Genomic DNA, 25,065 nt, shown 5'->3' with positions numbered 1-25,065 from the left:
CAAAATGAAAAAAATACAATCATTTATTATAGCATGTTTTTTACTCGTTACATTGGGATGTGAAAAAATACTTGAAGAGCACCCCCAATCACAGATCGTACCGTCTTTTTTTACCTCTTCTGCCGGAGTACTGGGTGGAATAGCCGGAGTATATAATGATATAAGAAGTCAATGGGGTACCGAAGGATTTTCTATAGAAATGCAGGCCGGTACCGACGAATTCTTGCAAGGAGCCAGCAGCGGAGGAGGACCGGTGCATACTTATAATGGCCTCAATGCAACCAATTTTGGTTCTGCGTGGGGAGTAGCTTTTACGGATATTAATACTTTAAATGGAGTGTTAAAGTTTGGCCAGGAACTCAATGAATCAGAGACTATCAAAAAACAATATTTAGCGCAGGCCAAATTTCTCAGGGCATTTTGGTATTTTTATTTGGTTCAGACCTGGGGAGATGTGCCTCTTCACACGGAGTTTATCACAGTAGCCTCACAAAGTGCTACAAGGGATCCAGCTTCAGAAGTATATAAACTAATAATCCAGGATCTCACAGATGCCTCCGCCGACCTGCCTGATAAACCTACCGCTCCCTTCCTGGGGAAAGCTGCTACAAAGCCTGTCGCCAAATTTTTCCTGGCAAAGGCTTATCTTACCAGAGGTTGGTTGACTAATTCACAAGCAGATTTTGCAGAAGCGGCAAAAATTTCGAGTGAAATCATTGCCAACAAAGGAACCTATGGATTGGATTTGTGGCAAGATTTTGGGGATGCTTATCTACAGGCCAATGATTATGGAAAAGAAACCATGTTTGTCAGTGACCATGCCAATGATGCCAAATACGGTTATTATACGGTAGGGGGCGCTGCCTCAGGTGGTGCCGCTCAAAATCTTACGCCCTGGTTTACTAACTGGAATTACCCGGCTGTAAGTGGTATCAATTCTTTTTTAAATGCAAATGGCGCCCTCTCCAACAGTGGTACTGCGGGCATGGTCAGGGATGCATTTTACGGTCGGCCATATATTCGTATCAGGCCTAATAGTTATAAGTGGCCCACAGGACCCAATGCAGGCAAAAATTACTTTTTAGACCAGGCTTTTGTGAAAAGAGATATTGATTCAAGATTTGCCAATACTTTCTACACGGTATATATCTCCAATACGGCTACCAACAATCCTTCTACAGCTGCTAATAATAAACGTGGGATCGGATACACCATGCGGGTAGGCGTAGATACAGCTGTTTTGTTTACCGATTACGAAGTCCCAGGCGCACCGCAGTTCATGGGCACCACTCCTTTCAAGGGAATAATCGTACCTCCCAGTCTTTGGAAATCAGATATATACCCGGCGGTTAAAAAGTTTATGGATCCGACCCGAGGTTCCAACTTCAATGATCCTTCTACGAGGCCGGTAGTGCTGACTCGTTTTTCTGAAGTATATCTTGTTGGAGCCGAAGCTTATTTACAAGCCGGCGATAAAGCCAAAGCAGCAGAACTACTCAATGTAATTCGCCAAAGAGCCGCGTATCGAAAATCTAATACCGCTGATCAAAATACTGCAGCTGCCGAAGCCATGAAAATTACCGCTAGTGATGTGACAGTTGATTTTATTTTGGATGAAAGAAGTCGTGAACTTTTTGGCGAGTGGATGAGATGGCATGACCTGGTTCGTACCAAATCTTTAGTCAGTCGCATCAAAGCATGGAATCCTGAGTCAGGCGCTAATATTAAAGATTTTCACGTGTTGCGACCGATCCCACAATCGCAAATCGATCGAACCGTGGAAGGGCCTGCATTTCCTCAAAATACTGGATATTGATTTCCCTGGAGCATTTATTATAAAAATTGTTTAAAAATAGAGGTAGTTCGAACTGCCTCTTTTTTTTGTGCAGTTCGGTAACTGATCATCCCAGGCTAAGGATCTCCTCCCACACCTTTTTCAAAACAGGGATACCATGTTCCGTGTTATGTTTCCTGTTATTTAAAACCCTTTCTCCTGGATAAGTGATCTTGGTCGAAGGGTTCATCTTGATGGATTGATGATAGTCGTCTATGATTTGTTGGACGGTTTTTGGGATAACCGAATGATTGCCCAACCTGCCCAATTCGATGGCGATAAATACCTGGGATATATCCGTTTCGATACCCGCTTTAGTGATTTCGTGTCCGGCCAGCCCAGCGGATAATACGGAAGATAAAATGTCCAGCAAAAGTGATAATCCGGCACCTTTCCAATAGCCGATTGGCAAAGCTCTTCGGCTGGTAAGGACAGAGGCTGGATCGAGTGTCAATTGGCCTTCCGGATCATAACCGCCGTATACGGCTAAAGGTTGATCATTGAAAACGGCCAATTCCATGGCACCAAATGAGTACTGGGACATCGCCATATCCAATACAATTGCTTCGTCCTGATAAGGCAAGGCCATGACGAAAGGATTGTTGCCCAATCTGGAGTCCAAGGCTCCCCAGGCAGGCATGACACCAATCGTGTTGGTCATACCTATAAATACATATCCGGCTTTGGCGGCATGCCAACCATAGGTTCCACCCCTGATCCAATGATTGGTATTGGCCAATGCTACGCATCCGATACCATACTCATGCGCGAGCCGCATTGCAGCGTCCGTGGCATGTAGTGCATTCAAGGCACCGGGCCCACGATGACCCACCCATTGCTCGATCGCCCCAAATTTGTGATGCAAGGTAGGTACTGCCTGAGGCACCACGTACCCATCTTTTACATATTGCACAAACCTTGGAAACCGATTTACCCCATGGGTATAGATGCCGTCCACACTATTGACTGTAAATATTTCGGCCAGGGCAGTGGCTCTGGATTCAGTAAATCCCAACGGCAATAAGATGGATGTAAACCGATCCCGCATCTCGTCAGCGGCAATGATTATAGTAGGAGCAGACATGTACTATTGTTTTAAAAATGATTCACTTTGGAGCTTCAGATAGGAGGATTTTCCTGAAGGTTGCCGGACTACCGTTCTGAAAAATGATTAAACCTGGAGCTGCACTTTTAATGAAGTCACCTTATCAGCAGCAAGGTGCATCGCCTGATTGACATCATTCAAAGGGAGCACGCCGGTAATAAATGGGTTTAAGTCAATTCTGCCAGACATAACCAACCTGATGGCTTCATCAAATACATTGCCATACCGAAAGGATCCTAAAAACTGAATTTCTTTGACCATCACCATATTGGCTGGCAAGGGCACATCTATAGTACCCAAAGTACCTATCTGAACTATCGTACCGCCCGGTCTGACCAGGTCAAAAGCTTGTCGTAGAGCAGGTCTGGCTCCGGAAGCTTCAAATATCACATCAAATCCGTCACCGGTCATTTCTTTTACCTTGCTTTCTATCTGTGGGTCTGTTGGATCCAGGGTATAGTCGATCTTACATTTCGAGGCAAAGGTGCGTCTCTCCTGAACGATATCACTCACCACGACCGGTACCGCACCAAAGGCTTTGGCTGTGATCGCTGTCAGCAGTCCTATAGTGCCACCTCCCGTCACCAATACTCTTTTACCAGCTACTGTCATCGGTCTTTTGACTGCGTGGAGGGCGACAGCCAGTGGCTCGATCATCGCACCATGTCCGTCATCCATGCCATCGGGTAAGAGATGGCATTGATCTGCTCTCACTGTGAGATACTCCGCCATAGCCCCATTGGTGGGAGGGTTGGTACTGCCACTACCCAGCATGACAGTATGCCGGCAAAGGTTGCCCCGACCACCTTTGCAGTAATCGCAGTATCCGCAGGCTCGGGCAGGATTGACAGTGACCCGGTCTCCGGTACGCAAAGAAGATGCTCCGTTGGCATCAGCAACTTCAGCTGTTAGTTCATGACCTAATATGAATGGCCGGGTAGGAGTAAAACTGCCACAATATCCATCCTCAAAATAGTGAAGATCGGATCCGCAGATGCCTACTCGCTTCACCCGGAGCAGTACCATACCGGGCAGGAGGTCAGGTTGATTAAATTTTTCGAGCCTAAGGTCTTTAGCACCGTGCAGCACTGCCGCGTTCATAGAATTGTCCACTCAGTAGATATTGAATTGTTTTAAATTTATAACTCATAGACAAAATAAGGGTTTCATCCTGATTTGTTTCTGATTATAATCTACAATTTTATGAAGAAATATTTGCATTTCAATTAAATTTCAAACGAGATGTAATTAGGCTTAGGATAAACCAGGTTTTTAATCTAATGGATAAATAAATAAAGTTTTACTTTTTATATGGAATCAATAACCAGGAAAAAATTTTTACAGCGCACGGCACTGGCAGGTGTAAGTATTCTTTTAAACTCGCTGCAGGGCTGGTCTTCAGCCAACGGGGATAAAAAACTGCGGGTGGGCCTGATCGGATGTGGAAGTGTCAGCAATCGATATATACCACACCTTCAATCATCCCCTTTGGTAGAGATAGTCAGCCTTTGTGATATAAAGTATGAACGGGCGGTAGCTCAAAATAAGCTATACCAGGTGAATGCCGCTACTTATCCTCATATCGATCAGATGCTGGCCGGTGTACCTTTTGATATGATGATCACGACGACTGATATGCAGCTGCATGGAGCACTCAATAAAAAAGCTTTGATGGCCGGCAAACATGTATGGAGCGAAAAGCCTATGGCCAACACTTATGCAGAAGGCAAGGCCTTGCTCGACCTGGCCAGGAGTAAGAATCTTCGGTTTTGGGGTGCGCCGGCCGTAGTTAATAGTCCTCAATTTGCTTTTATGAGCAAATGCATCCAGGAAGGCAAACTCGGCAGAATCGCCAGTGCACATGGTCAATATGGGCATACAGGACCAGGCTGGAGCGCCTTTTTTTATGAGAAAAATGGTGGGAGTATGCCTGATCTTGGCGTGTACAATATAGCCTCCCTCACAGGTCTTTTGGGTCCGGCAAGATCAATAGTATCCATGTTGAGTATAGTCAATCCCGATCGGACTGTCGACGATAAAGGCAAAATCAAAGTCGAAGCTGAAGACAATGCACATATCCTGATGCAGCACGATCATCATGTGATCAGTCATGTCATGTGTGGTTTTAATTATTTTGACCCTCATGGTCATGAAGCCAAAGATCAAAAATTACACTCGATTCAGATCTATGGGGATCAGGGTAATCTCAGATTGATTGGTTATGATTGGGAGTCCAATGGCGTATACCTCGATAATTCGTGGGACCACCCTCCAGTCCTGTATCAGGAAGATTCCGAGGGTTATGTCTGGCAAGAAGGAGCTACCAGGGTAGCTGAGTCTTTAATCAATCATGCAGAGCCAAGGATCAATGTCGAGCATGCACTCCATGTGCTTGAAATCATTGAAGCTGCCAGGAAATCTTCCGCCTCTGGCAAAAAAATTCCGTTGAAGAGCACATTTAAATGGCCCATGGTTTGATATGGACTCAATAACATTTAATTTAACCATACTGAATATCCGCAAACGCTGCTCTGGGGGCATACCCAATATTTTTGTAGATATGATTGGATGTCGGATTGGCTTTGTCAGTAAATAAACCGCAGTATCTGAATCCTTGTGATAAGATGACTTCACTCAACCTATGAACGCAGGAGGTGGCATATCCTCTGCCTCTCAGGTTTTCTGGAGTATATACGTAGCCTACGATCCCGATATTTTTTGTTTTGCGTGCGATCGCAGCCATGCTGACTATCTCACGGTGGTCTACCCATTTGAAAAAATTACCTGCATTGATTTTACCCAACACGCTTTTATGTATTTGTTCTAAAGGTTGTTTAGGAAATATATTTGCATCTTTTTCGAACTGGATCGTCCATGCAGTCAACAGATCCAAATCATCACTCGTGGCTGATTCAAAATCGCCGGATGCCAAAGGCAATGGATTGACTTTGTCTAATTGGTGCACAATTACAGTTTCCGTTTTGATTTGTTTTTTACCATAAAAATTTGAAAATTCGGTGGCATAAAATGTTTCTCCAATGGCTCCATAAACCTCTATACCTTGATCCAGGTAATAATCAGCCAAAGGTCTTATCTGCGCTGTATTTTTTGTGGACCCTGTCACGATGACTTTGGCTATTGTTTTGATAGAAGAAGCTTGAATCTGGTCAGCTTCGATCGAGTTGATAAAAACACATTGATCATACACTTTCATTTTATCCTCGAAACCATAACAGATACCCAGCATGAGGTTGTTCTCAAGTTCTTTCTGCTCCAAAACGGATTCGGTAGCATCGAGGAAAGCTTGTGGAGTGTTATAGGATACAATCGTGGACATTGCAGTTCAATTTTTTTTTACAGAATTGCCGGTTTCAACAAAGCACCGGCTTCTTTGTCTATGAATACGTAACCCTCCGGATGAATCTGCATAATACTGGCAGGAAATGAGGTAGTGATCGGCCCTTCGACGGTGTTTTTGATGACTTCAGCTTTTTTGCCTCCTGTGGCTATAAGTATTACCCTGATAGCTTCGATTAAGTAAGATAGCCCCAGGGTGATCCCTTTGGTAAGAGTCACCGGTTGGTCAAAATATTTTTTACTTACCTCGATTGTAGTTTTGTCCAGTAGGATGACATGGGATTTGAGATCGATATCCACCTCTGGTTCATTAAACCCGATATGACCATTCATACCCAATCCTACGATCATGATATCGATGCGGCCGCCCCGTGCTTGAATAAAGTCGTCCATGAGGTCACATTCCTCATGAAGATCGCGCGAAAGCCCATTGAATAGGTGATATTGATCTTTAGATAGATGTAATGGATGGGCCAGTCTATGCATAAAATCATAATGACAACTTCCTTTGATCTCAGGGGATACACCTACCCATTCATCCAATTCGATAAAACTGCATCGAGATATATCTATTTTTTCCTCTAACACCCTTTGTACAAATATTTCACAAGTGAGTTTGGGGGAATCTCCGGATGCAAAGCATATCAATGCATTTGGTTTTTTTGCTATCACACTGAGAAGGTCTGTGGCTGCCTGTACCGCGAGTGAATAAGTATCTTCAAAAATTTTTATTTTCATGGGTGTAGATTGATAATGAATAAGGCTATTTTTAGACTGGCATCCGGTGGTCCATATAACAATGCATGCCCTCCGCAGAAAAAGATCGATCCCAGTATCAGAAGAAGCACTTTGAGCATGAAGAAATTATATATTGGCCTCTAAGATAATTTATAGTTCCCAACAAGGCTTCATACACGCTTGATTTAAAATATTTATAAAATTTCTAATCAAAAAGGTGAATGTTTTTTTTTCGAATCTATTTTCTTCAGCTGGAGCATTAACTTTAACCCTTTCTCTTTTAATTAAAATGCTGCATCATGAAATCAAAAATCATTATTTTCTTTTTTTTCAATATCCTAAGTACCCTTTCAATTAATGTGCAAGGGCAATCTGACACCAATATCCTGGTCAAGCCAGAACGGATCGTTACGAAGCACACCGTCAAAATTGATAATAAGGTCATCAATTATACAGCCGTCGTAGGTACTTTAATATTAAAAAACGAAAAAGACGAATCCATTGCTTCGATAGGGTATACCGCTTATACTAAAGAAGGTGAAGCAGATCTTTCGAAAAGACCCATCACCTATTCATACAATGGAGGACCTGGATCCTCCTCTATGTGGTTGCATATGGGTATCATGGGGCCGCGTCGGGTAGTTGTCAATGATCCTTTGCCCAATGGTCCTGCTCCATATAAAATTGAAGACAACAACTATTCATTGCTCGATATCTCAGACATCGTGATGATAGACCCTGTGGGCACTGGCCTTAGCCGGGCTGTTGGCAAATCCAAAAACAGTGAATTTTGGGGTGTCGATTCGGACATAAAATCTGTCAGTCAATTTATCAGGGATTACACGAATGAAAATGAAAGATGGAATTCGCCCAAGTATTTGTTAGGAGAAAGCTATGGCACTTTTCGTTCAGCAGGAGTGGCTGATTACCTGCAATCCAGACTTGGAATAGCATTGAATGGTATTGTCCTGGTATCCAATGTCCTGGATATCCGGACCCTTTCTTTTAATCCCGGCGATGATATTTCTTATATTCTCAACCTTCCATCCTATGCTGCTGTAGCGTGGTACCACAATAAAATCAGTCCCAAACCAGGCAGTTTGACAGATTTTTTAATGGAGGTGAGAGCTTTTGCTTTAAAAGAATATGCCCTTGCATTAATCCAGGGGGATCAGTTGACTGCGGGAGATCATGACAGCATGATCAAAAAATTGGCCGGTTATACAGGGATTTCCACTTCCTATTGGGCCAAAGCCAACCTGAGGGTCAATCAACCACAATTTTGCCAGGAACTTTTAAGAGATGAAGGCCTGATCGTCGGGCGTTTAGATGCCAGATATACCGGGGTCACACAGAATTTATTGAGTGAGTATGCTTTTGAAGATCCACAATCGTCTGACATCAGCCCAGCTTATATTTCTTCTTTTATGCATTATTTTACGACCGAGTTAAAAGTAGGTAAAGACAAAAAGTATAATTCAAGTGCTTATGGTCTCACAGGATTTGACTGGGACTGGAAACATAAAAGAAGTGAAGGGCTATTTGGAGATGCCACATCTCCCAATACTGGCCCAGATCTCATCCATGCAATGTCCAATAATCCCAGGTTGAAAGTACTGGTCTTGAATGGCATATATGATCTGGCCACTCCTTTTGGAGCTTCAGAGTATACATTTGATCACCTTGGGTTACAGCCTAAAATCAGATCCAATATCTCCCATAAATATTATGAAGCGGGTCATATGATGTATGTGCAATCAGAGTCCGCATCTAAGTTTAAAAAGGATGTTGCGGAATTTATTTTAAGTGGTTTGAAATAATTAATTTTTACAAGATGAATGGTACTTTATTAATCGCGCTGATACTTAATCTCAATCTATACACTGCTGCTTCTATCCAGGGTGCCTGGCAATTAAAAGGGTCAGGTGATCCCGGAGAAGTAGCTTCGCTCATCATCACTGCTGATTACATGTCGGTAGCAGTGTACAATGAGTCTACCCATGAATTTTTGCGGACCTACGGAGGGACCTACACTTTGACTGATCAAAAACTTAAATGGTCCCTGGAATATGATTCAAAGGATACCATGATGATCGGTAAAATAGTAGATTTTTCATACCAACTTTCCTCCAATGCTCTGACGCTGGAGCGAGAGTCCAAAGTCACCTGGACCAGGATAGATGACCATCAATCCGACCTCGCAGGCTGTTGGCGAATCACTGCACGTGTGGGTAACGATGGCACAATGAATGCCATGCCTCAAGGAGCTCGAAAAACGTTAAAAATCATGAGTGGGACAAGATTCCAATGGTTTGCGATCAATCCATCTACCAGACAGTTTTCCGGCACGGGAGGAGGTACCTACACCTTGGTGGATGGCAAGTATACAGAGACCATTGAATTTTTCTCCCGAGATAAATCAAGGGTGGGCAGTTCTTTAAGCTTTGATGCAAAGGTGGATGGCGGGACCTGGGACCATAGTGGCAAAAGTTCTACAGGCAATCCGGTACATGAGATTTGGACCAGGCAGTAGCTATTGACCATAGGCAATCCGAAACATCGGTAGATAATGAGCAATAAAAAATGGCCAATTCGGGGTGAATTGACCATTTTTAAATTGAACCACGGAGCTCTTTTCTTATCAGCTTATAGGCATCCGACTGATATTATGAGACAACCACATATCAAAAGATTGTAATTCAGGATTGAGTTCTTTAGAAAAATTGACATCCCGAGTTTTAGTGCATTGTTCTTCAAATTCCTGGTAAAACTGAAACATATTGCCCAGGTCTTCAGCTCCCGGAAAACCAAAACTTCTATAAGCCGCAGGAGATACTTCATTATAAGTGACTTGCTCTCCAAGCGCTTTGGTGAGCGAATCAGCCATTTGTTGGCAGGTCGGTTCGCCTCCGGCTATACCGATTCGTTTTCCAATCATGTCTGCACCAAGTTTAAAAATGCCATAGGCACACTTTCCTATATCCTCTCCGGCGATGCCGGATAGTTTTTTGTCACCCATGGGGAAGGTGATCGATAATTTGCCATCAGCACCTCTTTTGGGGCCCATACCAAAATGGATCAAATTGTCCCAATAAAAAGAAGCCAGCAAAAATGTAGTAGGTACACCAGCTTCGGTAAAAAACCGGTCTGACTCTCCTTTCCCATCAAAATGCGGTACGGTATACTTTTCCATCAGGGTCGGCATCCTGTCATCGGTGATAGGCACCCATAGACGGGTATGTTCCAGGGTAGACCAGATGACATGTTTTAAACCGGTCGCTTTGGCAGCATCTGCCATATACTTGACATGCATACCTTCTTTTTCCGGTGAAAAATGATCCCAAAAAAAAGTGACACAGTAAGCACCGTAAGCACCTTCCATAGCGTGTTTGACACTTTCAGGATCATCGATATTGGCGACTATTACCTCTGCTCCCAGCGCAGCCAGTGCCTTCGCCTTGTCGGTGTTGGCATCACGAGTCACCGCCCGCACTGCGAACTCAGAATTTTTGTCATTCAAAATAGCCCGGGCCAGACCCCCGCCCTGGGCACCTGTAGCACCAAAAATGGTAATTATTTTTTTCTGCGACATATAGATTTATTTAATTGTTTACGATGATGGAATATACTCCTAAAAAGAGCTCTGATTTGATTAACATTTTGTTTTCATTTTAGTTCAAGGTCATATGAATAAAAACAATTACTTCTTACATTTAAAAAAAGTGGTTTGAGATGAACCTCAACTCCATCTTTGTGATCAATCTGTGACAAAAGTCCTTTTATCTTTATACTCATCAAAAGTCTTTAATCATGAAATGCCTGGCTCTACTGACCTACGCCCTTATCTTACACACAATAAGCTTCTCTCAAAACCCTGTCGAACTAGGAGATGTGCATTGGCTCCGTGATCTCGCCCAGGCTCAGTCCCAATCTAAAGCCAGTGGCAAACCAATTCTCATCCTCTTCCAGGAGATACCCGGCTGTGCTACTTGTCAGCGGTATGGCACTCAGGTCATGAAACATCCGTTGATTGTAGAAGCTATTGAGACAGAATTCATACCTCTGGCGATCCACAATAATAAGGGTGGTGAAGATGGCAGAGTGCTTAAATTATTTAAAGAACCCTCCTGGAACAATCCGGTAGTTCGGATCGTAGATGCCCAGCTTAATGATTTGGTGCATCGATTGGATGGTGATTATTCTCCAAAAGGAGTGATTGTATCTATGGTCAATGCTTTGAAAGCAGCTCAAAAGCTTATCCCAACTTACCTTCAGCTCCTGAGAGAATCTTTTACAGAGAATACTCGGCAATTGACTTTTGGCATGTATTGTTTCTGGGAAGGAGAAAAGCGATTGGGGCGATTAGATGGGGTCATAAGCACTACACCCGGATATATGCATGGTCACGAAGTAGTCAAAGTAGATTTTGATCCTACCATCATCAGCCCTAAGACCTTGGTGGCAGAAGCGAAAAAGCAAGAATGTGCCAGTCAGATATACACCAGGTCGGAAGATATACAAGGTTTGAACCAGGACAATCCTGCTATTCAGCTCGAAGGAAAATTTAGGGAAGATCAGGAGCCACAGTATTATCTGCGTCATACTCCGTATATATTTGTATCCATGCTCCCCATACAAGCCAGTCGGATCAATAGTGCTCTGGGGCATCAGCAGGATCCTTCGGTATTTCTATCACCCAGGCAAAAGCTTACTTTGGAATACTTCAAAAAACATCCTGATGAAGGTCAATCTCAAGCGTATTTGGGATCCAATTTTAAATGACAAAATTTCGTGTATTTATTATTATTTCACTGACCAATGGTATCATTAGTGTCCTCATACCAACGTATTTGGTGGTATGTATTGGCTCAAAATCAAGGATGAGAAAAACAATGAAAAGACATTGGTACTTGCGGTTACTAGCTAGCAGTCTGATTATTGCTTACTTCTTTTTGTATCATAAAATATCATAGGGTTTCAACTGAAGCCCTTTTTGTTGATATTTGCTGGATGAAGTTCTGCCTCCTTCTATTCATTTTTGGAAGTTTTATTAGTTCCACCTTTGGTCAGCTCAGCACTGACATCCCCAAAGAAAAATACCATTGGGGTATCATCACTCAGGATACCGTGTATGGTTATGCAGGTGTGGTGAGGCAGGGCAATACACTTTACTTTTCCGGTGTCACTGCCTCCGGGGATTTTCCTACCCAGGTCAACAAGGTGTACATCACCCATGAAAACAATCTCAAAAGGTTTGGAGCTACTTTTCAAAATGTGGTCAAGGAAAATATATTTACCACCAGCATCGATTCTATCAAAAAATATGCTTATATCCGAAAATCCTTCTACCATCAGGATTATCCCGCGGCTACCTGGATCGGCATCAATGAATTGTTTTTACCAGACCGGAATATTGAGGTAGAACTGATCGCTCAATTGCCTTCAGTAGATCCCAAAGCGTCCATGAAAGAAGTCACCTGGCCGGCTGAATGGCTCCAGGGTCAATGGCTGATGAATACGCCACGAGGCCAGATCATGGAATCCTGGTCTGTGCTTTCATCGAACAATATACTGGGCCATACTTATAGCATCAGCAATGGTGATACCTCCCTGATCGAATCTATCAACCTGCTCAAAGAATCCGATGGGATATACTATGTACCCATCGTCAAAGATCAGAATCAAGGCAAAGCGACCAGGTTTAAAATGACCAGCGCTCAGAAAAACACCTTTGTTTTTGAAAACCATACACATGATTTTCCCAAAAGGATAGTCTATGATTTTAAATCGCCTGACATCCTCCATGCCTGGGTAGATGGTGGGGTAGACATGCTGTCGAAGCGGTCAGATTTTTTCTATCACCGGATCAGGTAAGCATTGGAAACAATCATAGTCAGATTGGGTACGCAAACTGAAGATGATTTACTTTGATCCTGCTATCTTCCCTGCGGACTCTTGGATCAGCCTTGCTCCTGCTGACCATTCTTGACATTTATTTTTTATTCTGTTAACTTGCATGTCCGCGGAATACCCAACAGTTAGGATCTGCATTTTTAATATTAATTTAATTTTTATGAAAGCACTATTACCAATAATTTTTTCAATTTTTATATTGAGTTCAGTAAAACTCATGGCAGTCGATATCCCTTCATCAAATGGTTATACGGTTCATGTGACTTTTGGTGCCATCTCTATAGTACCAAGCAATGGTTGCAGTTCGGGTGTCTACAATGTTCACATACCTTACAGCATCACATTTACAGGCAGCAATATTCCTGGCAACTTATACACTTTGCAGGCTACGATTGATTGCAGTTCCGCCTCCGGGATATTTTTTAATTTGCCCAAAACGGGGGGCAACGGCACTGCAATAGCTTCTAATGCATCCACTGGTAACAATCAGTGTGGATCAGTCACTTGTAGTACTATTCACCTTACTATTGGAGGCCCGGGCATTAGTAATCAAACCATCGATGTGAATACTACCTTACCTCTCGGGCTAGCCTACTTTAATGTGTTTAGGGAGAAGAATGCTGCCAGGATTGAGTGGGAAGCATACCAGGTCATTGCTATGGATCAAGTCGAAATTCAAAAATCTTCTAACCTAAATGATTGGAGTACTATCAAAATTATTGACCAAATTAATTCAAACCAATTAATCAGGTATACTGATATGTATCCCTTTGCTCACAAGACCTATTATAGACTAAAGATGGTTGATCTTGATGGTGATTTCACTTATTCACCTATCCGAATTTTAAAAATGGCAGCTGCTGATCTCTGGAGTATCTATCCTAATCCTGTCCGAACAAACTTGCAATTTGACTTGAGTGATCCTAATGCTACGGTATTGATCAAAGATCTGTCAGGAAGAACCCTGATTCATTATAACTCAAATACTAAGAATATCAATCTCAATCTTTCATCATTGAACAGTGGAATGTATTTGATATCTGTCAACGGAAGTACTCAGAAACTGATCAAGGTGGATTAATTGGTTTAAATCAGTTATAGTGCATTTCTGGAATTACAGTTGGTTTGAAAAGGGCAACTGAAATATCAGCGTAAAATTTTTCCAATTTAAATCGAATTAAGGTCTGATTACTGTACCATCTTTCCTCCGCGTAGTCCCCCAGGAATAATCAAAAGTATGGCCTTCGGGAAATGGGAATTTTGCAGCCAGCTTTTCATCAATGTCCATACCAAGACCTGGTCTTTCCTGTGCGTACATATAGCCATTTTTAGTCTCCGGACAGCCAGGGAATACATCCTTGGTGTTTTGCGGAAAGACATATCCCTCGTGGACTCCAAAATTATATGAACATAACTCCAGGGAGAGTTGGGCAGCATGGGCGATGGGTGAGGCATCGCCAGGGCCATGCCAGGCAGTTTTTACGCCAAAAAACTCACATAGTGCCTGCACTTTTCTGGCAGGGGAAAGACCTCCTATCTGGGAAATGTGGATACGTATAAAATCGATGAGTTTGTCTTTGATGAGTGGCAAATACTCCTGCTGGGTATTGAATAGCTCGCCCATAGCGATCGGAACACTGGTCTGCTGGCGCAATATACGGAAGTGCTCATTGTCTTCCGGTGGGAAAGGATCCTCGATAAAGAATGGTCGAAATTCTTCCAATGACTTACAGAGATTGACTGCCATATTGAGTGGTACCCGTTCGTGCATGTCGTGCAGGAGCTCTACTTCTTCGCCAAATTTTGACCGGATATGTTCAAACATTTTGGGGACCTGGCGGGCATAGACTGCAGGCTCAAAAATAATCTTGGGATCCGTCGGTCCAGCCTGCTCAGGTGGTAATCCAACCGAACTGGCAGGGGTACCGGTAGGACCATGCACTCCATAGTTGGCATTGCCTTTTTGACCCATTTGGATACGCACATGTCTGTAACCGCTTTCTATTGCAAAAGATACTTTTTCATCGAGTTCTGCAAAGTCCAAACCCTGTGCATGGTAATATAAGTCTGCTCCAGCCCTCACTTTACCGCCCAGCAACTGGTATAAAGGCATATTAGCCCTTTTGGCTTTAATATCCCAAAGGGCAATATCGATACCAGACATGGCATTGAACAGCACAGGTCCATTACGCCAATACGAGCTCACATAAGATGATTGCCAGATATCTTCGATCTCATCGACATTGCGGCCGATGAGGAAAGGTTTGAGATATTGTTCGATCGCAGTAGCTACAACGAGTGCTCTTTGAGTAAACGTGGCACAACCGATACCGTATAAACCCGGCTCCGAAGTCATGATTTTAACCACCACCAGTCGAATACCATTGGGTGCTGTGAGGATGGTTTTGACATCGGTGATTTTGACGGTACCTAGTCCTACTGTTTTAGGTACACTGGATTGAGCCAAAGCCTGATGGAGAGGCAGTGTCACTGCCGCTGAGGCAGCCACCAGGTTTTTGAGCATATTGCGTCGTTTCATAGAGAAGGATTTTTATTATTCAATTGATCCCTCTAAAGTAGGAAACATTTATTATTTAATCTCTTCGGATATTGCCGAAGGAATGAGCAGATGTATAATCTTTTGAATTATGCCAGCAGTGTATTCTAGAGTGCGCCTATCTCTGATTCTTTGACATGTACGGTCCTTTTAATCTCCGTCCTGGTATCTATATCGAGGCTGCCATTCTCCAATCTCAACACACCTCGAGGACATACTGCAGAGCAAATACCACATCCCACACAGGACGATCTCACGATGTCCTGGCCTTGTTGGGCATACGCTTTGACATCGATACCCATCTCACAATAAGTAGAACAGTTGCCACAGCTGATGCATTGACCTCCATTGGTTGTAATGCGGAATTTTGATTTTGCTTTCTGAAGGATTCCAAGGTACGCAGCCATCGGACAGCCAAATCGGCACCAAACCCTGCTACCCATCAGCGGATAAAATCCCACCCCTACAACTCCGGAGAAAGCAGCTCCGATCAAAAACCCATACCATGAACTCAACTGATAACTACTGAACAAAAACAGATTGCTGAATCCGGTAAAACGGGTCACCAGTACAGCGACCGTCATCAATACCACAAAGGCCAGTACTCCGTGGATGAGCCAGCGCTCGATCTTCCAGGCCCGGGTAGACTTGTCTGATAACTGTCTGAATGGATCACCCGCTGTCTCTGCCAGGCCACCGCATCCGCAGACCCAGCTACAATACCACCTTTTGCCAAAAAAATAAGTCAGTATCGGGGTAAAAACCAGGAAGGATAAAATACCCCAGAATAATATGAAATATCCAAACACTCCATTTTTTATCAATTCGTCGATATGCCAGTCAAAGAAAAAATAGTAATTCAATGGCCAGATATTTTTAAAATCATTGTAAGGCATATTGAGGCCTTGCAGGATCTCCGGAAGAATAAAGGCGATCACTGTCTGAAAAAACATCACCGAGATGGTACGAAAGACCTGGTATCTATTGTGACGATATTTGTGAATGAATTTGACCCCCATCAGTAGTATCAGGAGCGTATACAAGGTCCCATACACAAACCATTGACTCGCCGGCTTGCCTTTTAAAAACAGGCTTAATGGATCAAACAAGCCGACCAATCCTTTGTTTGCCTGACCATCAGACCCCATACCCAGCCATTGCGGATACCAGTACAGTAGCACATAAAATCCGGTCAGAAAAATAGCTAATACCCATGCCCAGGATCCCCGGTTGGTGAGAGCAGCATGCCAGACATGATTGTTTTTGATGCCGGGAGATTCGCCCTGGTAGTGCAGACGAATGTACCAAAGAGACCCTATGACTGCCAGTAAAATCGATATCCATAACCAGGAAGCAGCCTGATCAGTTTTGAAACTAAACCAATAGACTAACTGCATCAGACAGGCTATACCGACCAGGCTTAGAGCTATTTTTTTGGGATAGTTGATTGTGTTTTGATTAGCGGCATTATTGATTGCCATGCTGGGTTCGATCGCCATAAACTTATGATATTTTTTTGTTTAAAAATCTGGTGACCTGATCCAGTTTGCGTTGAGATTTGAGTGCCAGTTTATTTCCGGTAGTACGTTGAAACTGTTCAATCAGATTATGTTCATATTCATCAAAGAACTCCGGATCAAAATTGGCCAGGGAGAGATTTTGTAAAACTTCTTCAATCCGGGTATTAGTATGAATCCATTTTTCACAGACCTCATGACGATACCTAATACCCATCAGGTTGAATCCTGTCACGACCTGATCAGCTTTATTAAAGTTGATTCGGATAGATTTTTTGCTGAGAGGGTGCTGCCAATAAAGTGTGTCCGTGGAATCCGGTAATTGTGCAGGTATGTCACCGTATACCTGATATTCAATATTGAAAAATTTTGCTGAATTATACCAGATACCTGGGTCGTAAGCCAGTGGTGAACTACAGATGGTATGAGCCAGCGTCTGTCCCATCATACGGCCGGTATACCAAATAGCTTCAATCGGTCTTCTGCCCGGCCTGGGAGCCATTAATTCGGCACAATCTCCTATCGCATAGATGTCTTCCTGCGAGGTCTGTAGATATTCATTGACCAGCACGCCCCTTTTTGTATCTATACCTGAATCCTTCAGAAAAGCGATATTAGGACTGACCCCCACAGTCAGACCTACAAACTCAGCTTCTATTCGTTCGCCGCTGGCGGTCATGACTGCTTGTACGTGGCCAGCTCCATCATCCAGAATTTCTTTAAGTTCATGTTGAAGTCTCAAGTCTATCCCATGCTCCAGGATCTCCTGGTTGATCATGGCAGATTCTTCGGCAGGTAAGATATTATCCCAAAAGCTAGTCTCTCTGACCAGGAAAGTCACCGGAATGTGTCGACTGTGAAACATCTCTGCCATCTCAATACCGATAAGGCCTCCGCCTACGATCACCGCTGCTTTAATATCTTTTGACTTTTTTTCCATCGTCTCAAGATCCTGAAGATGGTATAGCCCCTGCACTCCGTGGAGGTCCTGACCTGGCCAACCGAATTTATTGGATTTGGATCCGGTCGCGATGATTAACTTATCATAGTGAAGCTCAAGGCCACCGAGGAGGAACAGGGTATGGCTGGAAGGATCTATTTTTTTGACTAAGTCTTTAATCCTGTTGATCCTGTTTTTCTCCCAAAATTGATCTTCGTAAAGCTTGATGTTATTAAACTGCATATGCCCCATATAGATATACATCAGGGCAGTCCTGGAAAATGGATAGTCCGATTCGTTCGAGATCATGGTGATCTCGTGATCGCTGTATTTGCGGATGTATCGCGCGGCATTGGTTCCGGCTATTCCATTGCCTATGATGATGATTTTCATTCGTTTATTTTTGATTGCTACAGAGGGTATGATAGTAAGTTAAAATTAGTCAAAAAGTATTTGGTCAAACAATTTCCCTTTGGGAGAGTCATGTTTTGTCAGGCGATGTACCCTGCGTGTAGCTGGAAAGGTCGATAGTATTTTGGTTGAATTCAATTCTGATGTGGCTTAAAAATAAACATCACAAAAATGGATAGGAGATATCACGAAAGTATCACGCTGGCAGAGAGATTGATTAAATTGTGCTGATTAATATTTAAAGCAGTTAAAAAATGAATAAGCTATTATCCCTCTTTATGCTTTGCATTGTTTTCGGATGGCGCTTTCAGGTTGATCCTGATCCGCTTCTTCCAAAAAAAGAAAACTTTTGGATTTTTATTTTGGCGGGGCAATCCAATATGGCTGGAAGAGGACTTCTTGAGCCGATAGACACCATCCCGGATCCAAGAATTTTTACGCTCGATGTATCGGACCATTGGGTCCAGGCCAAAGAGCCCTTACATTATTACGAACCAGGCAGAACAGGACTGGACTGCGGGCTTTCCTTTGGAAAAGATATGATCCGACAACTAGACACTTCGATTTATATTGGGCTCATACCCTGTGCAGTAGGAGGAAGTTCCGTAGAACAGTGGTTGGGAGATTCTACCCACAGAGGGGTGACCTTGTTTTCAAACCTTAGACATAAAGCTGAGCTAGCTGAAAAAGTGGGTACTATAAAAGGTATTCTTTGGCACCAGGGTGAAAACAATGCCAATCCTACCCTGATAAAAGATTATGAAAATAAGGTGCTGGAACTATTCCATCAATTCAGGTCTGCAGTGCACAATGATCATTTGCAAATAATGGTCGGAGAACTGGCTAATTTTTTAAGTAAAAACGAATATGGACATTATCCGGATACTATCAATAGGATACTCCATCATCTGCCTGTCAGAGATCCATTTATCTCAGTGATTCCAACAGCGGATCTGATACACAAGGGAGATTCAGTTCATTTTGATGGACCTTCTCAGCGTGTGTTAGGCAGAAGGTTTGCTGCTGCAGTAAAACTATGACAGTGGAAGCCAAAATCTAAAGGTAGTCACCTGGTCAGTGGCCTCAGCACGGATTCCCCCATGATGAATGTCCACTATTTTTTTTACTATTGCCAGACCGAGTCCGCTGGAGCTTTGTGTCTTTCGATTGGTCGATCGGAAATACCGATCAAAGACATAAGGCAGATGTGCCTGAGGTATGGGATCACCCGAATTGCAGACTTTGACCTCCTGGGTGGTTTGATTGTTTTCTGATATAGTTATTTTTATGAAACCACCATGGTTACAATGCTTCACTGCATTGTCCAGCAGATTTTGCAAGAGTCGATCGATCCAGCTGATATCCCCATGGATCAAATGTAAATCAGATTGAAAATCGGTCAGCAAATCAATATTTTTTTCTTTGCAGTCTACCTGGTATTTATTGAGTACATCCTGCGCAAGTTCAGGCAGTGAAAACCTTTCTTCTTGGAGCTTCACCTGGCCGGATTCCAGTTTAGACAGTTCAAATAATTCATTGACCAATCTTTTTAACCTTTGCGCTTCCGAGTAGGCGATCTTTAGGTAATTTTCTTTATCCTCCGGGTTGATGAGATTTCCTTGATCTTGTAACAGCAACTCCAGGTATCCGGATACACTAGCCAAAGGTGTCCTCAGATCGTGCGAAAAATTGGCTATCATCTCTTTGCGAAATTCGTCCGTCTTTTTCAATTCATCCAGACTCTGAGCCAGTTGGAGGCTCATATTTTTATTGGACTCATTCGCTTCATTGAGCGCTACTTTATCTTTTAACTCTCTGGAAAGTATATGATGAAGTATCCGCATTAATACAAAAAACAATACTCCGATCAGTACCAGGCTTAAGATGACATTTTGCCAGACTGCACTGCGAGCCTGAGCTATAAACAAATCATATCTTTCATCCGCCTGGAGGACCGCTACAGTTTTTCCCAATTTATTCTTGATAGGTGCGAAGGCTGACAACCAATGCCCAAATTCATCCTTATACGGAGGAATGGTGCCCCCCTGATTGTATTGTTCGAGCAATTGAGCGGGAAAACCCTTGTATACATGTCTAAAATAAGGTTTGTCTGCAGAAGTAATCCCAAACTCATAAGCCATGATCGTCGAGTCATACACGATCGTATATATCGGTGTCTTGAGCATATTTGCCTTTTCATTGATCATGAGCTTTTGATGGATGAGCTGGTAGTACATATCATCTCCTACACTGTCAATTCCATCTTTGAGCGGGTATTTGTCCATAAGCATCTGGTGCATATCGCCATCGATCAGCAGGGCCGTAGAGTTGGCGATACCTGCCAGGCGCATCAGAGAAGTGTCTTTATGTGTTCTGATCAGAGATCGATACGTATATATCGTAAAGTATAGACTTAGCGCCAGAAAGGTTACAAAAGTCGCTAGCAATATTCTGCGGGTCCGGTGATTGGATAATAATCCTGTATTGAAGATTCTTTTCAAGGAAGGACAATTATAGTTCAAATATTTTTAAAACGGTAGCCTACTCCCCAGGCGGTAAGGATATACTCAGGTTTGTTGAGATCCGTTTCTATTTTTGATCTCAGCCGGTTGATGGTAGAATTGATGGTATGCTCCAACCCATCAAAATGTGGCCCCCATACCTCGTCCAGCAATTGTTGGCGGGTAAAGGCCCTTCCCGGATTTTTCATAAAAAAATGGATCAAATCAAACTCCTTGGCCGTCAGTTCGATCTCCTGGCCATTCCGATACATCTGGTGATTTTCGAGATCGATCCGCAGTTCGTGATTTTGAATGTAGGCTGTTTTATCTGAGGTGGTGGTTTCTGTATGCGTGCGACGCAACAAGGCTTTGATTCTGGCCATGAGCTCCCCATTGCTGAATGGTTTGGTGAGATAATCATCGGCTCCGATGTTGAAGCCATCGATTTTGTCCTGTTCTTCAGATTTGGCTGTAAGCATCAGGATAGGGAGGGATTTATTGACCTGACGGATCTTGCGACAAATCTCCAGTCCATTGAGTCCGGGGAGCATGAGATCCAATATCATCAGATCATAATGGTGACTCATGACCTGGTCGAGTGCTTTCCATCCGTTTTCGATGATGTCTGCAGAGGCTGGGAGGGCAGTGACCTGGATGGATACCAATTGTGCAAGATGATGGTCATCTTCTACTATTAGGACTTTGATAGACTTAGCCATGTGTGGATAATCGGTTGATTCTAACCTTCAAGTTTAAAGCCAAGATATCACAAAGTTGTTTCAACCCTCCGGTTTATTAAACGTGAATGCCCCCACTGACTTCGATTCTTTGACCATTGATCCATTTAGCTTCCGGAGAGCACAGAAAGGCTATGACCCCACCTATATCGTCTGCATTGCCAACTCTGCCGAGCGGAGAAAAAGAAGATAACCGGGCTTTAAACTCAGGATTGTTTCTGATGGCAGCATGATTAAAATCAGTTTCTACTGGACCGGGTGCCACGATATTGGCACTGATGCCTTTGGCGCCAAGCTCTTTGGCCAGGTACTTTGTAAATGTTTCTACTGCTCCTTTCATGGAGGCGTAGACAGAATAACCTGGATTGCTGATTCGGGTAGTCCCACTGGATATATTGATGATTCGCCCGCCGGATTGGATCATAGGTACACATTTTTGAGTCAGAAAAAACACCCCTTTAAAATGTACGTTCAAAAACTCATCGAATAACGCTTCTTTCACCTCCAGAAAAGGCACTGTCGCGCCCATACCTGCATTATTGATCAGAAAGTCAAATGAGTCCGTAGACCATTGATCAGCCAGTGTCTTTGTTAAGTTTTCGACGAATTGATCCAGAGATCCAAAATCTGCCATATCCAACTGTAGGGAGACTGCTTTTCTACCCATCGCTTCTATATTCATTATAGTGGTGTATGCCTCAGACTGTTTGGTTCGATAGGTGAGGATGATGTCTGTGCCTTGCCGAGCCAGGCTCAATGCCATGTCTCTACCCAATCCTCTGCTTCCGCCGGTGATGAGGGCAATTTTGTTTTTTGTCATATATTATAAAATTACTTCAGTACAAAGATCAGTATTAATTGAAATGGATAGGGGTACTGATTCATGCACCACATTTATTAAAAACTATCTCAATGAAATTGTTACACGGTAGTTAATAACCCGTCTTTAAACATTGACACATTATTGACAATATTTACAATTCAGTATATAACAGACATTCTAATTTTGCTGCCCTTATGAAAAAAACAGCAATTCTTACTTTTGGCTTGATCGCGATTCTCGGTGTCGCTTGCCAAAACAATAAAACTACTTCCGAAACTACTGCTCCTGTAGAAGCTGCCACCGAAATGGCAACTGCTGCCATGGATACTATGCACATGATGATGGACACTACTGCTACCATGATGTCTGACACCACAGCGATGGTCTATGCTTGCCAGATGCACCCTGAAGTAACCGGCAAAGCGGGCGACAAATGCCCTAAGTGTAATATGGCCCTGACTGCCACCCATAAGCACGAAGACCATACGCACTAATCGCTAATATATACCGCTACCCCATCACGCCTGTTGGTGATGTGGATGGTGAACTGAAAGCCATAAGGGTCCTTGATCATTGTGGCTTTTTCATTTTGTCCTTTTTCTTACATCGGCGCCCTTTGATTCCTGTTATTGAAAATTGATTTATTTTGCTTCCTAAAACAACAGTATGCACTATAAAAAACTCACTTCCGGCAATACGATTATTGAGTTTCATAATAACTGGCTTGGAGAAGAAACAGTAGTAGTAAATGGCCAGGTCGTATCCAAAAAATCTTCCATTCTGGGTATCGATCATCCTTTTACGATCATGGAAAACGGGGCCAGCGCCAGGTATATCCTGACTTCAAAAGTTAATGATCGCCTCGAGGTCTTCCTTGATTTGAGAAAGAATCGCCAACTTATCCAGGAGAATGTACCTGTCCTGAACGGAGCTGCTTCCAGAAAGCCTTCAGACACCTCCTATAAACTATCCGGCCTGAACAAATTAAAAGAATTCAAACTCGAAGAGGCGCTGGAGGATTTTGAGCTGGCTTTGGACAAAACTCCCGACGATCCGGAGATTTATTTCCATCTCGCCTGCGTGTACTCGGTATTGGAACAGCCATTGAAAGGGTTCGAAAGCCTGCGGGAAGCTATAAGACTTGGTCTAAGAAACCAGGATGAGATCCTTACCCATGAAATGCTCGCCTTTCTGCGCATTCATCCTGAGTTTGAAATATTCATCAATAGTGGTTATACTCATATAGATGCTTCCAAATTATAGATCGATAGTATGTGGCCCACGATTCAATTATCTTGCATCCTGTGATCCAGTTACTCTCCGAAAAACAATTTGAGGCGCTCTACCATGAATATAAAAACCTGGTGTATAACCTGGCATTGCATTATATCCAGCAGAAGGAAAGTGCTGAAGACATCACACAGGAAGTATTCGTCAAAATTTACCGACAATACCATCGATATGATCCTGCCGCCGCTTCTTTGAAAACCTGGATCTATAGAATCACTATCAATCATTGCCTCGATGTGATTAAAGCCGGTAAAACAAAAAGGAGATTTGCCAGGGTGATCAGCCTGTTTCAATCTGATACTTCCAGCGATGTCATGCCGGATCGACATTTTAGTCACCCCGGTATTGAAGCAGAAGACAAAGCAGCATTGGAGGCTTTGTTTAAACTGATCAATGAATTGCCAGATACCCAAAAAACAGCGCTTATCCTGAGCAAAATCGAAGGGCATCCTCATAAAGAAATTGCAGAAATCATGGACACAACTGTTAAAGCAGTCGAGTCACTCATCCAGCGAGCTAAAACGACCCTTGCAAAAAAAATTAAATCCAGCGCATGATCAGATTGTTTTCATCGTATAATAGATTGATATGGAAATAGACGACCAACTACACTTATTAAAAAAAATAAAGGCGGTAGAGCCCCCGGCAAATTTATTGCCGGGGATTAAATACAGATTAAAGCTAAATGAATCGAATCCAATATCGATGACCTGGTCGTGGACGATTGCCGCCGCTGCTTTGTTGATCCTCTGCATCAATATTGGGATCTTAATGAATTATCAACATAAGGATAATCCACCCAAGGTCGAACAATTGGCGTCATCCATGCATCTCTCCAACTCAAACGATCTTTACTATGAATAAAATAAAACTACTCACCATTGGCGTCATAGGCTTATTGCTTTTAAACCTCGTATTAATGGGTATGATGTATATGCATAGACCTATCGGCCCCCGACCGGGTGATAGGCACATGAAGGATGATGGGCCCAAACAACTGATCATTGACAGATTGCACTTGAGTGATGACCAGGTAAAACAATATGATATCCTTATTGACCAACATCAGTCTTCTATTAATGAGCTTGACTCTAAAATAAAAACCGCCAAACACGACTTGTATGCCACCCTCTCTGATCCCACCTACGCTGGTGCTGATTCCATACTACAGAGGCTAAATGAATGGCACTCACAGATTGAAAAACTTCATTATGATCATTTTAAAAGTGTCAGAGAGATATGCAGTGAAGATCAATTGCCGGCGTATAACAGACTGACTACGGAACTGGCTCATTTATTTCAACCAAATAAAAATACCCGCTTACCGAGGGATTGATCCACA

Annotated in this window: 24 protein-coding genes; 13 read left to right on the top strand and 11 right to left on the bottom strand. The window is 43.0% G+C overall.

Going from position 1 to position 25,065, the window contains the following annotated elements; all coding sequences use genetic code 11:
• Nucleotides 1-4 precede the first annotated feature (4 nt).
• Nucleotides 5-1,816, top strand: coding sequence for a RagB/SusD family nutrient uptake outer membrane protein (locus IPJ09_13685; GenBank protein MBK7372464.1), 1,812 nt, complete (start codon nt 5-7; stop codon nt 1,814-1,816).
• An 85-nt stretch (nt 1,817-1,901) separates the two neighbouring features.
• On the opposite strand, the gene yiaK is transcribed toward IPJ09_13685, so the two are convergent.
• Together yiaK and IPJ09_13675 are read right to left on the bottom strand one after the other, a co-directional pair.
• The gene (gene yiaK / locus IPJ09_13680; protein ID MBK7372463.1) at nt 1,902-2,918 is read right to left on the bottom strand and encodes a 3-dehydro-L-gulonate 2-dehydrogenase; all 1,017 of its coding nucleotides are present in this window, start codon (nt 2,916-2,918) and stop codon (nt 1,902-1,904) included.
• An 87-nt stretch (nt 2,919-3,005) separates the two neighbouring features.
• The gene (locus IPJ09_13675; GenBank protein ID MBK7372462.1) at nt 3,006-4,052 is read right to left on the bottom strand and encodes an L-idonate 5-dehydrogenase; all 1,047 of its coding nucleotides are present in this window, start codon (nt 4,050-4,052) and stop codon (nt 3,006-3,008) included.
• A 207-nt stretch (nt 4,053-4,259) separates the two neighbouring features.
• Here IPJ09_13675 and IPJ09_13670 point away from each other — a divergent pair, with 207 nt between their 5' ends.
• Nucleotides 4,260-5,417, top strand: coding sequence for a Gfo/Idh/MocA family oxidoreductase (locus tag IPJ09_13670; protein MBK7372461.1), 1,158 nt, complete (start codon nt 4,260-4,262; stop codon nt 5,415-5,417).
• Nucleotides 5,418-5,439: 22 nt separating this feature from the next.
• Here the strand turns inward: IPJ09_13670 and IPJ09_13665 are convergent, their stop codons facing one another.
• Both IPJ09_13665 and IPJ09_13660 read right to left on the bottom strand, forming a co-directional pair.
• Nucleotides 5,440-6,276, bottom strand: a complete 837-nt coding sequence (locus IPJ09_13665) for a GNAT family N-acetyltransferase (protein MBK7372460.1) — start codon at nt 6,274-6,276, stop codon at nt 5,440-5,442.
• 17 nt (nt 6,277-6,293) lie between these two features.
• Nucleotides 6,294-7,034 (bottom strand): glucosamine-6-phosphate deaminase, encoded by a 741-nt coding sequence (locus IPJ09_13660; protein ID MBK7372459.1) that lies wholly within the window; start codon nt 7,032-7,034, stop codon nt 6,294-6,296.
• 299 nt (nt 7,035-7,333) lie between these two features.
• Here IPJ09_13660 and IPJ09_13655 point away from each other — a divergent pair, with 299 nt between their 5' ends.
• Both IPJ09_13655 and IPJ09_13650 read left to right on the top strand, forming a co-directional pair.
• Complete coding sequence (locus tag IPJ09_13655) at nt 7,334-8,854, top strand: carboxypeptidase (GenBank protein MBK7372458.1); 1,521 nt, start codon at nt 7,334-7,336, stop codon at nt 8,852-8,854.
• Between the two features lie 14 nt (nt 8,855-8,868).
• Nucleotides 8,869-9,567, top strand: a complete 699-nt coding sequence (locus IPJ09_13650; protein MBK7372457.1) for a membrane or secreted protein — start codon at nt 8,869-8,871, stop codon at nt 9,565-9,567.
• A 108-nt stretch (nt 9,568-9,675) separates the two neighbouring features.
• Here the strand turns inward: IPJ09_13650 and IPJ09_13645 are convergent, their stop codons facing one another.
• Nucleotides 9,676-10,626 carry an NmrA/HSCARG family protein gene (locus tag IPJ09_13645; protein MBK7372456.1) on the bottom strand — a complete coding sequence of 317 codons (951 nt, stop codon included), beginning with the start codon at nt 10,624-10,626 and terminating at the stop codon, nt 9,676-9,678.
• 218 nt (nt 10,627-10,844) lie between these two features.
• Between IPJ09_13645 and IPJ09_13640 the strand changes: the two genes are divergently transcribed.
• From IPJ09_13640 to IPJ09_13630, 3 genes are all read left to right on the top strand, one after another.
• Nucleotides 10,845-11,816 carry a thioredoxin family protein gene (locus tag IPJ09_13640; GenBank protein ID MBK7372455.1) on the top strand — a complete coding sequence of 324 codons (972 nt, stop codon included), beginning with the start codon at nt 10,845-10,847 and terminating at the stop codon, nt 11,814-11,816.
• 228 nt (nt 11,817-12,044) lie between these two features.
• Nucleotides 12,045-12,908 (top strand): RidA family protein, encoded by an 864-nt coding sequence (locus IPJ09_13635; GenBank protein MBK7372454.1) that lies wholly within the window; start codon nt 12,045-12,047, stop codon nt 12,906-12,908.
• Between the two features lie 199 nt (nt 12,909-13,107).
• A complete protein-coding gene (locus IPJ09_13630) occupies nt 13,108-14,028 on the top strand; it encodes a T9SS type A sorting domain-containing protein (GenBank protein MBK7372453.1) in 921 nt (306 codons plus the stop codon).
• A gap of 96 nt (nt 14,029-14,124) precedes the next feature.
• Here the strand turns inward: IPJ09_13630 and IPJ09_13625 are convergent, their stop codons facing one another.
• From IPJ09_13625 to IPJ09_13615, 3 genes are all read right to left on the bottom strand, one after another.
• Nucleotides 14,125-15,486, bottom strand: coding sequence for a starvation-sensing protein RspA (locus tag IPJ09_13625; protein ID MBK7372452.1), 1,362 nt, complete (start codon nt 15,484-15,486; stop codon nt 14,125-14,127).
• Nucleotides 15,487-15,611: 125 nt separating this feature from the next.
• Nucleotides 15,612-17,003 carry a 4Fe-4S binding protein gene (locus tag IPJ09_13620; protein ID MBK7372451.1) on the bottom strand — a complete coding sequence of 464 codons (1,392 nt, stop codon included), beginning with the start codon at nt 17,001-17,003 and terminating at the stop codon, nt 15,612-15,614.
• Nucleotides 17,004-17,007: 4 nt separating this feature from the next.
• The gene (locus IPJ09_13615) at nt 17,008-18,354 is read right to left on the bottom strand and encodes an NAD(P)/FAD-dependent oxidoreductase (GenBank protein MBK7372450.1); all 1,347 of its coding nucleotides are present in this window, start codon (nt 18,352-18,354) and stop codon (nt 17,008-17,010) included.
• 272 nt (nt 18,355-18,626) lie between these two features.
• On the opposite strand from IPJ09_13615, the gene IPJ09_13610 reads away from it, so the two are divergent.
• On the top strand, nt 18,627-19,412 hold the full coding sequence (locus IPJ09_13610) for a sialate O-acetylesterase (protein MBK7372449.1): 786 nt from the start codon (nt 18,627-18,629) through the stop codon (nt 19,410-19,412).
• On the opposite strand, the gene IPJ09_13605 is transcribed toward IPJ09_13610, so the two are convergent.
• The 3 genes from IPJ09_13605 to IPJ09_13595 form a co-directional block, all read right to left on the bottom strand.
• The gene (locus IPJ09_13605; protein ID MBK7372448.1) at nt 19,407-20,873 is read right to left on the bottom strand and encodes a HAMP domain-containing histidine kinase; all 1,467 of its coding nucleotides are present in this window, start codon (nt 20,871-20,873) and stop codon (nt 19,407-19,409) included. The two genes, IPJ09_13610 and IPJ09_13605, sit on opposite strands and share 6 nt — an antisense overlap.
• Before the next feature lie 17 nt (nt 20,874-20,890).
• Complete coding sequence (locus tag IPJ09_13600) at nt 20,891-21,592, bottom strand: response regulator transcription factor (GenBank protein ID MBK7372447.1); 702 nt, start codon at nt 21,590-21,592, stop codon at nt 20,891-20,893.
• 76 nt (nt 21,593-21,668) lie between these two features.
• On the bottom strand, nt 21,669-22,430 hold the full coding sequence (locus IPJ09_13595; GenBank protein MBK7372446.1) for an SDR family oxidoreductase: 762 nt from the start codon (nt 22,428-22,430) through the stop codon (nt 21,669-21,671).
• 197 nt (nt 22,431-22,627) lie between these two features.
• On the opposite strand from IPJ09_13595, the gene IPJ09_13590 reads away from it, so the two are divergent.
• The 5 genes from IPJ09_13590 to IPJ09_13570 all read left to right on the top strand — a co-directional run bounded on the left by IPJ09_13590 (nt 22,628) and on the right by IPJ09_13570 (nt 25,059).
• Nucleotides 22,628-22,927: a hypothetical protein gene (locus tag IPJ09_13590; protein MBK7372445.1), complete on the top strand. Its 300-nt coding sequence runs from the start codon at nt 22,628-22,630 to the stop codon at nt 22,925-22,927.
• A 172-nt stretch (nt 22,928-23,099) separates the two neighbouring features.
• On the top strand, nt 23,100-23,696 hold the full coding sequence (locus IPJ09_13585; GenBank protein ID MBK7372444.1) for a hypothetical protein: 597 nt from the start codon (nt 23,100-23,102) through the stop codon (nt 23,694-23,696).
• An 11-nt stretch (nt 23,697-23,707) separates the two neighbouring features.
• Nucleotides 23,708-24,280 (top strand): RNA polymerase sigma factor, encoded by a 573-nt coding sequence (locus IPJ09_13580; protein ID MBK7372443.1) that lies wholly within the window; start codon nt 23,708-23,710, stop codon nt 24,278-24,280.
• A 31-nt stretch (nt 24,281-24,311) separates the two neighbouring features.
• Entirely contained in the window at nt 24,312-24,587 is a 276-nt protein-coding gene (locus IPJ09_13575) for a hypothetical protein (protein MBK7372442.1), read from the top strand.
• Nucleotides 24,580-25,059: a periplasmic heavy metal sensor gene (locus IPJ09_13570; GenBank protein MBK7372441.1), complete on the top strand. Its 480-nt coding sequence runs from the start codon at nt 24,580-24,582 to the stop codon at nt 25,057-25,059. The genes IPJ09_13575 and IPJ09_13570 overlap by 8 nt, the downstream gene beginning before the upstream one ends.
• The last annotated feature ends 6 nt before the right edge of the window (nt 25,060-25,065 follow it).

This window comes from Saprospiraceae bacterium (genome assembly GCA_016709995.1).
In the GTDB taxonomy this organism is placed as follows: Bacteria; Bacteroidota; Bacteroidia; order Chitinophagales; family Saprospiraceae; genus JADJLQ01.
The sequence above is the reverse complement of the archived record's forward strand: the minus strand, read 5'-3'. Positions and strand labels throughout refer to the sequence as shown.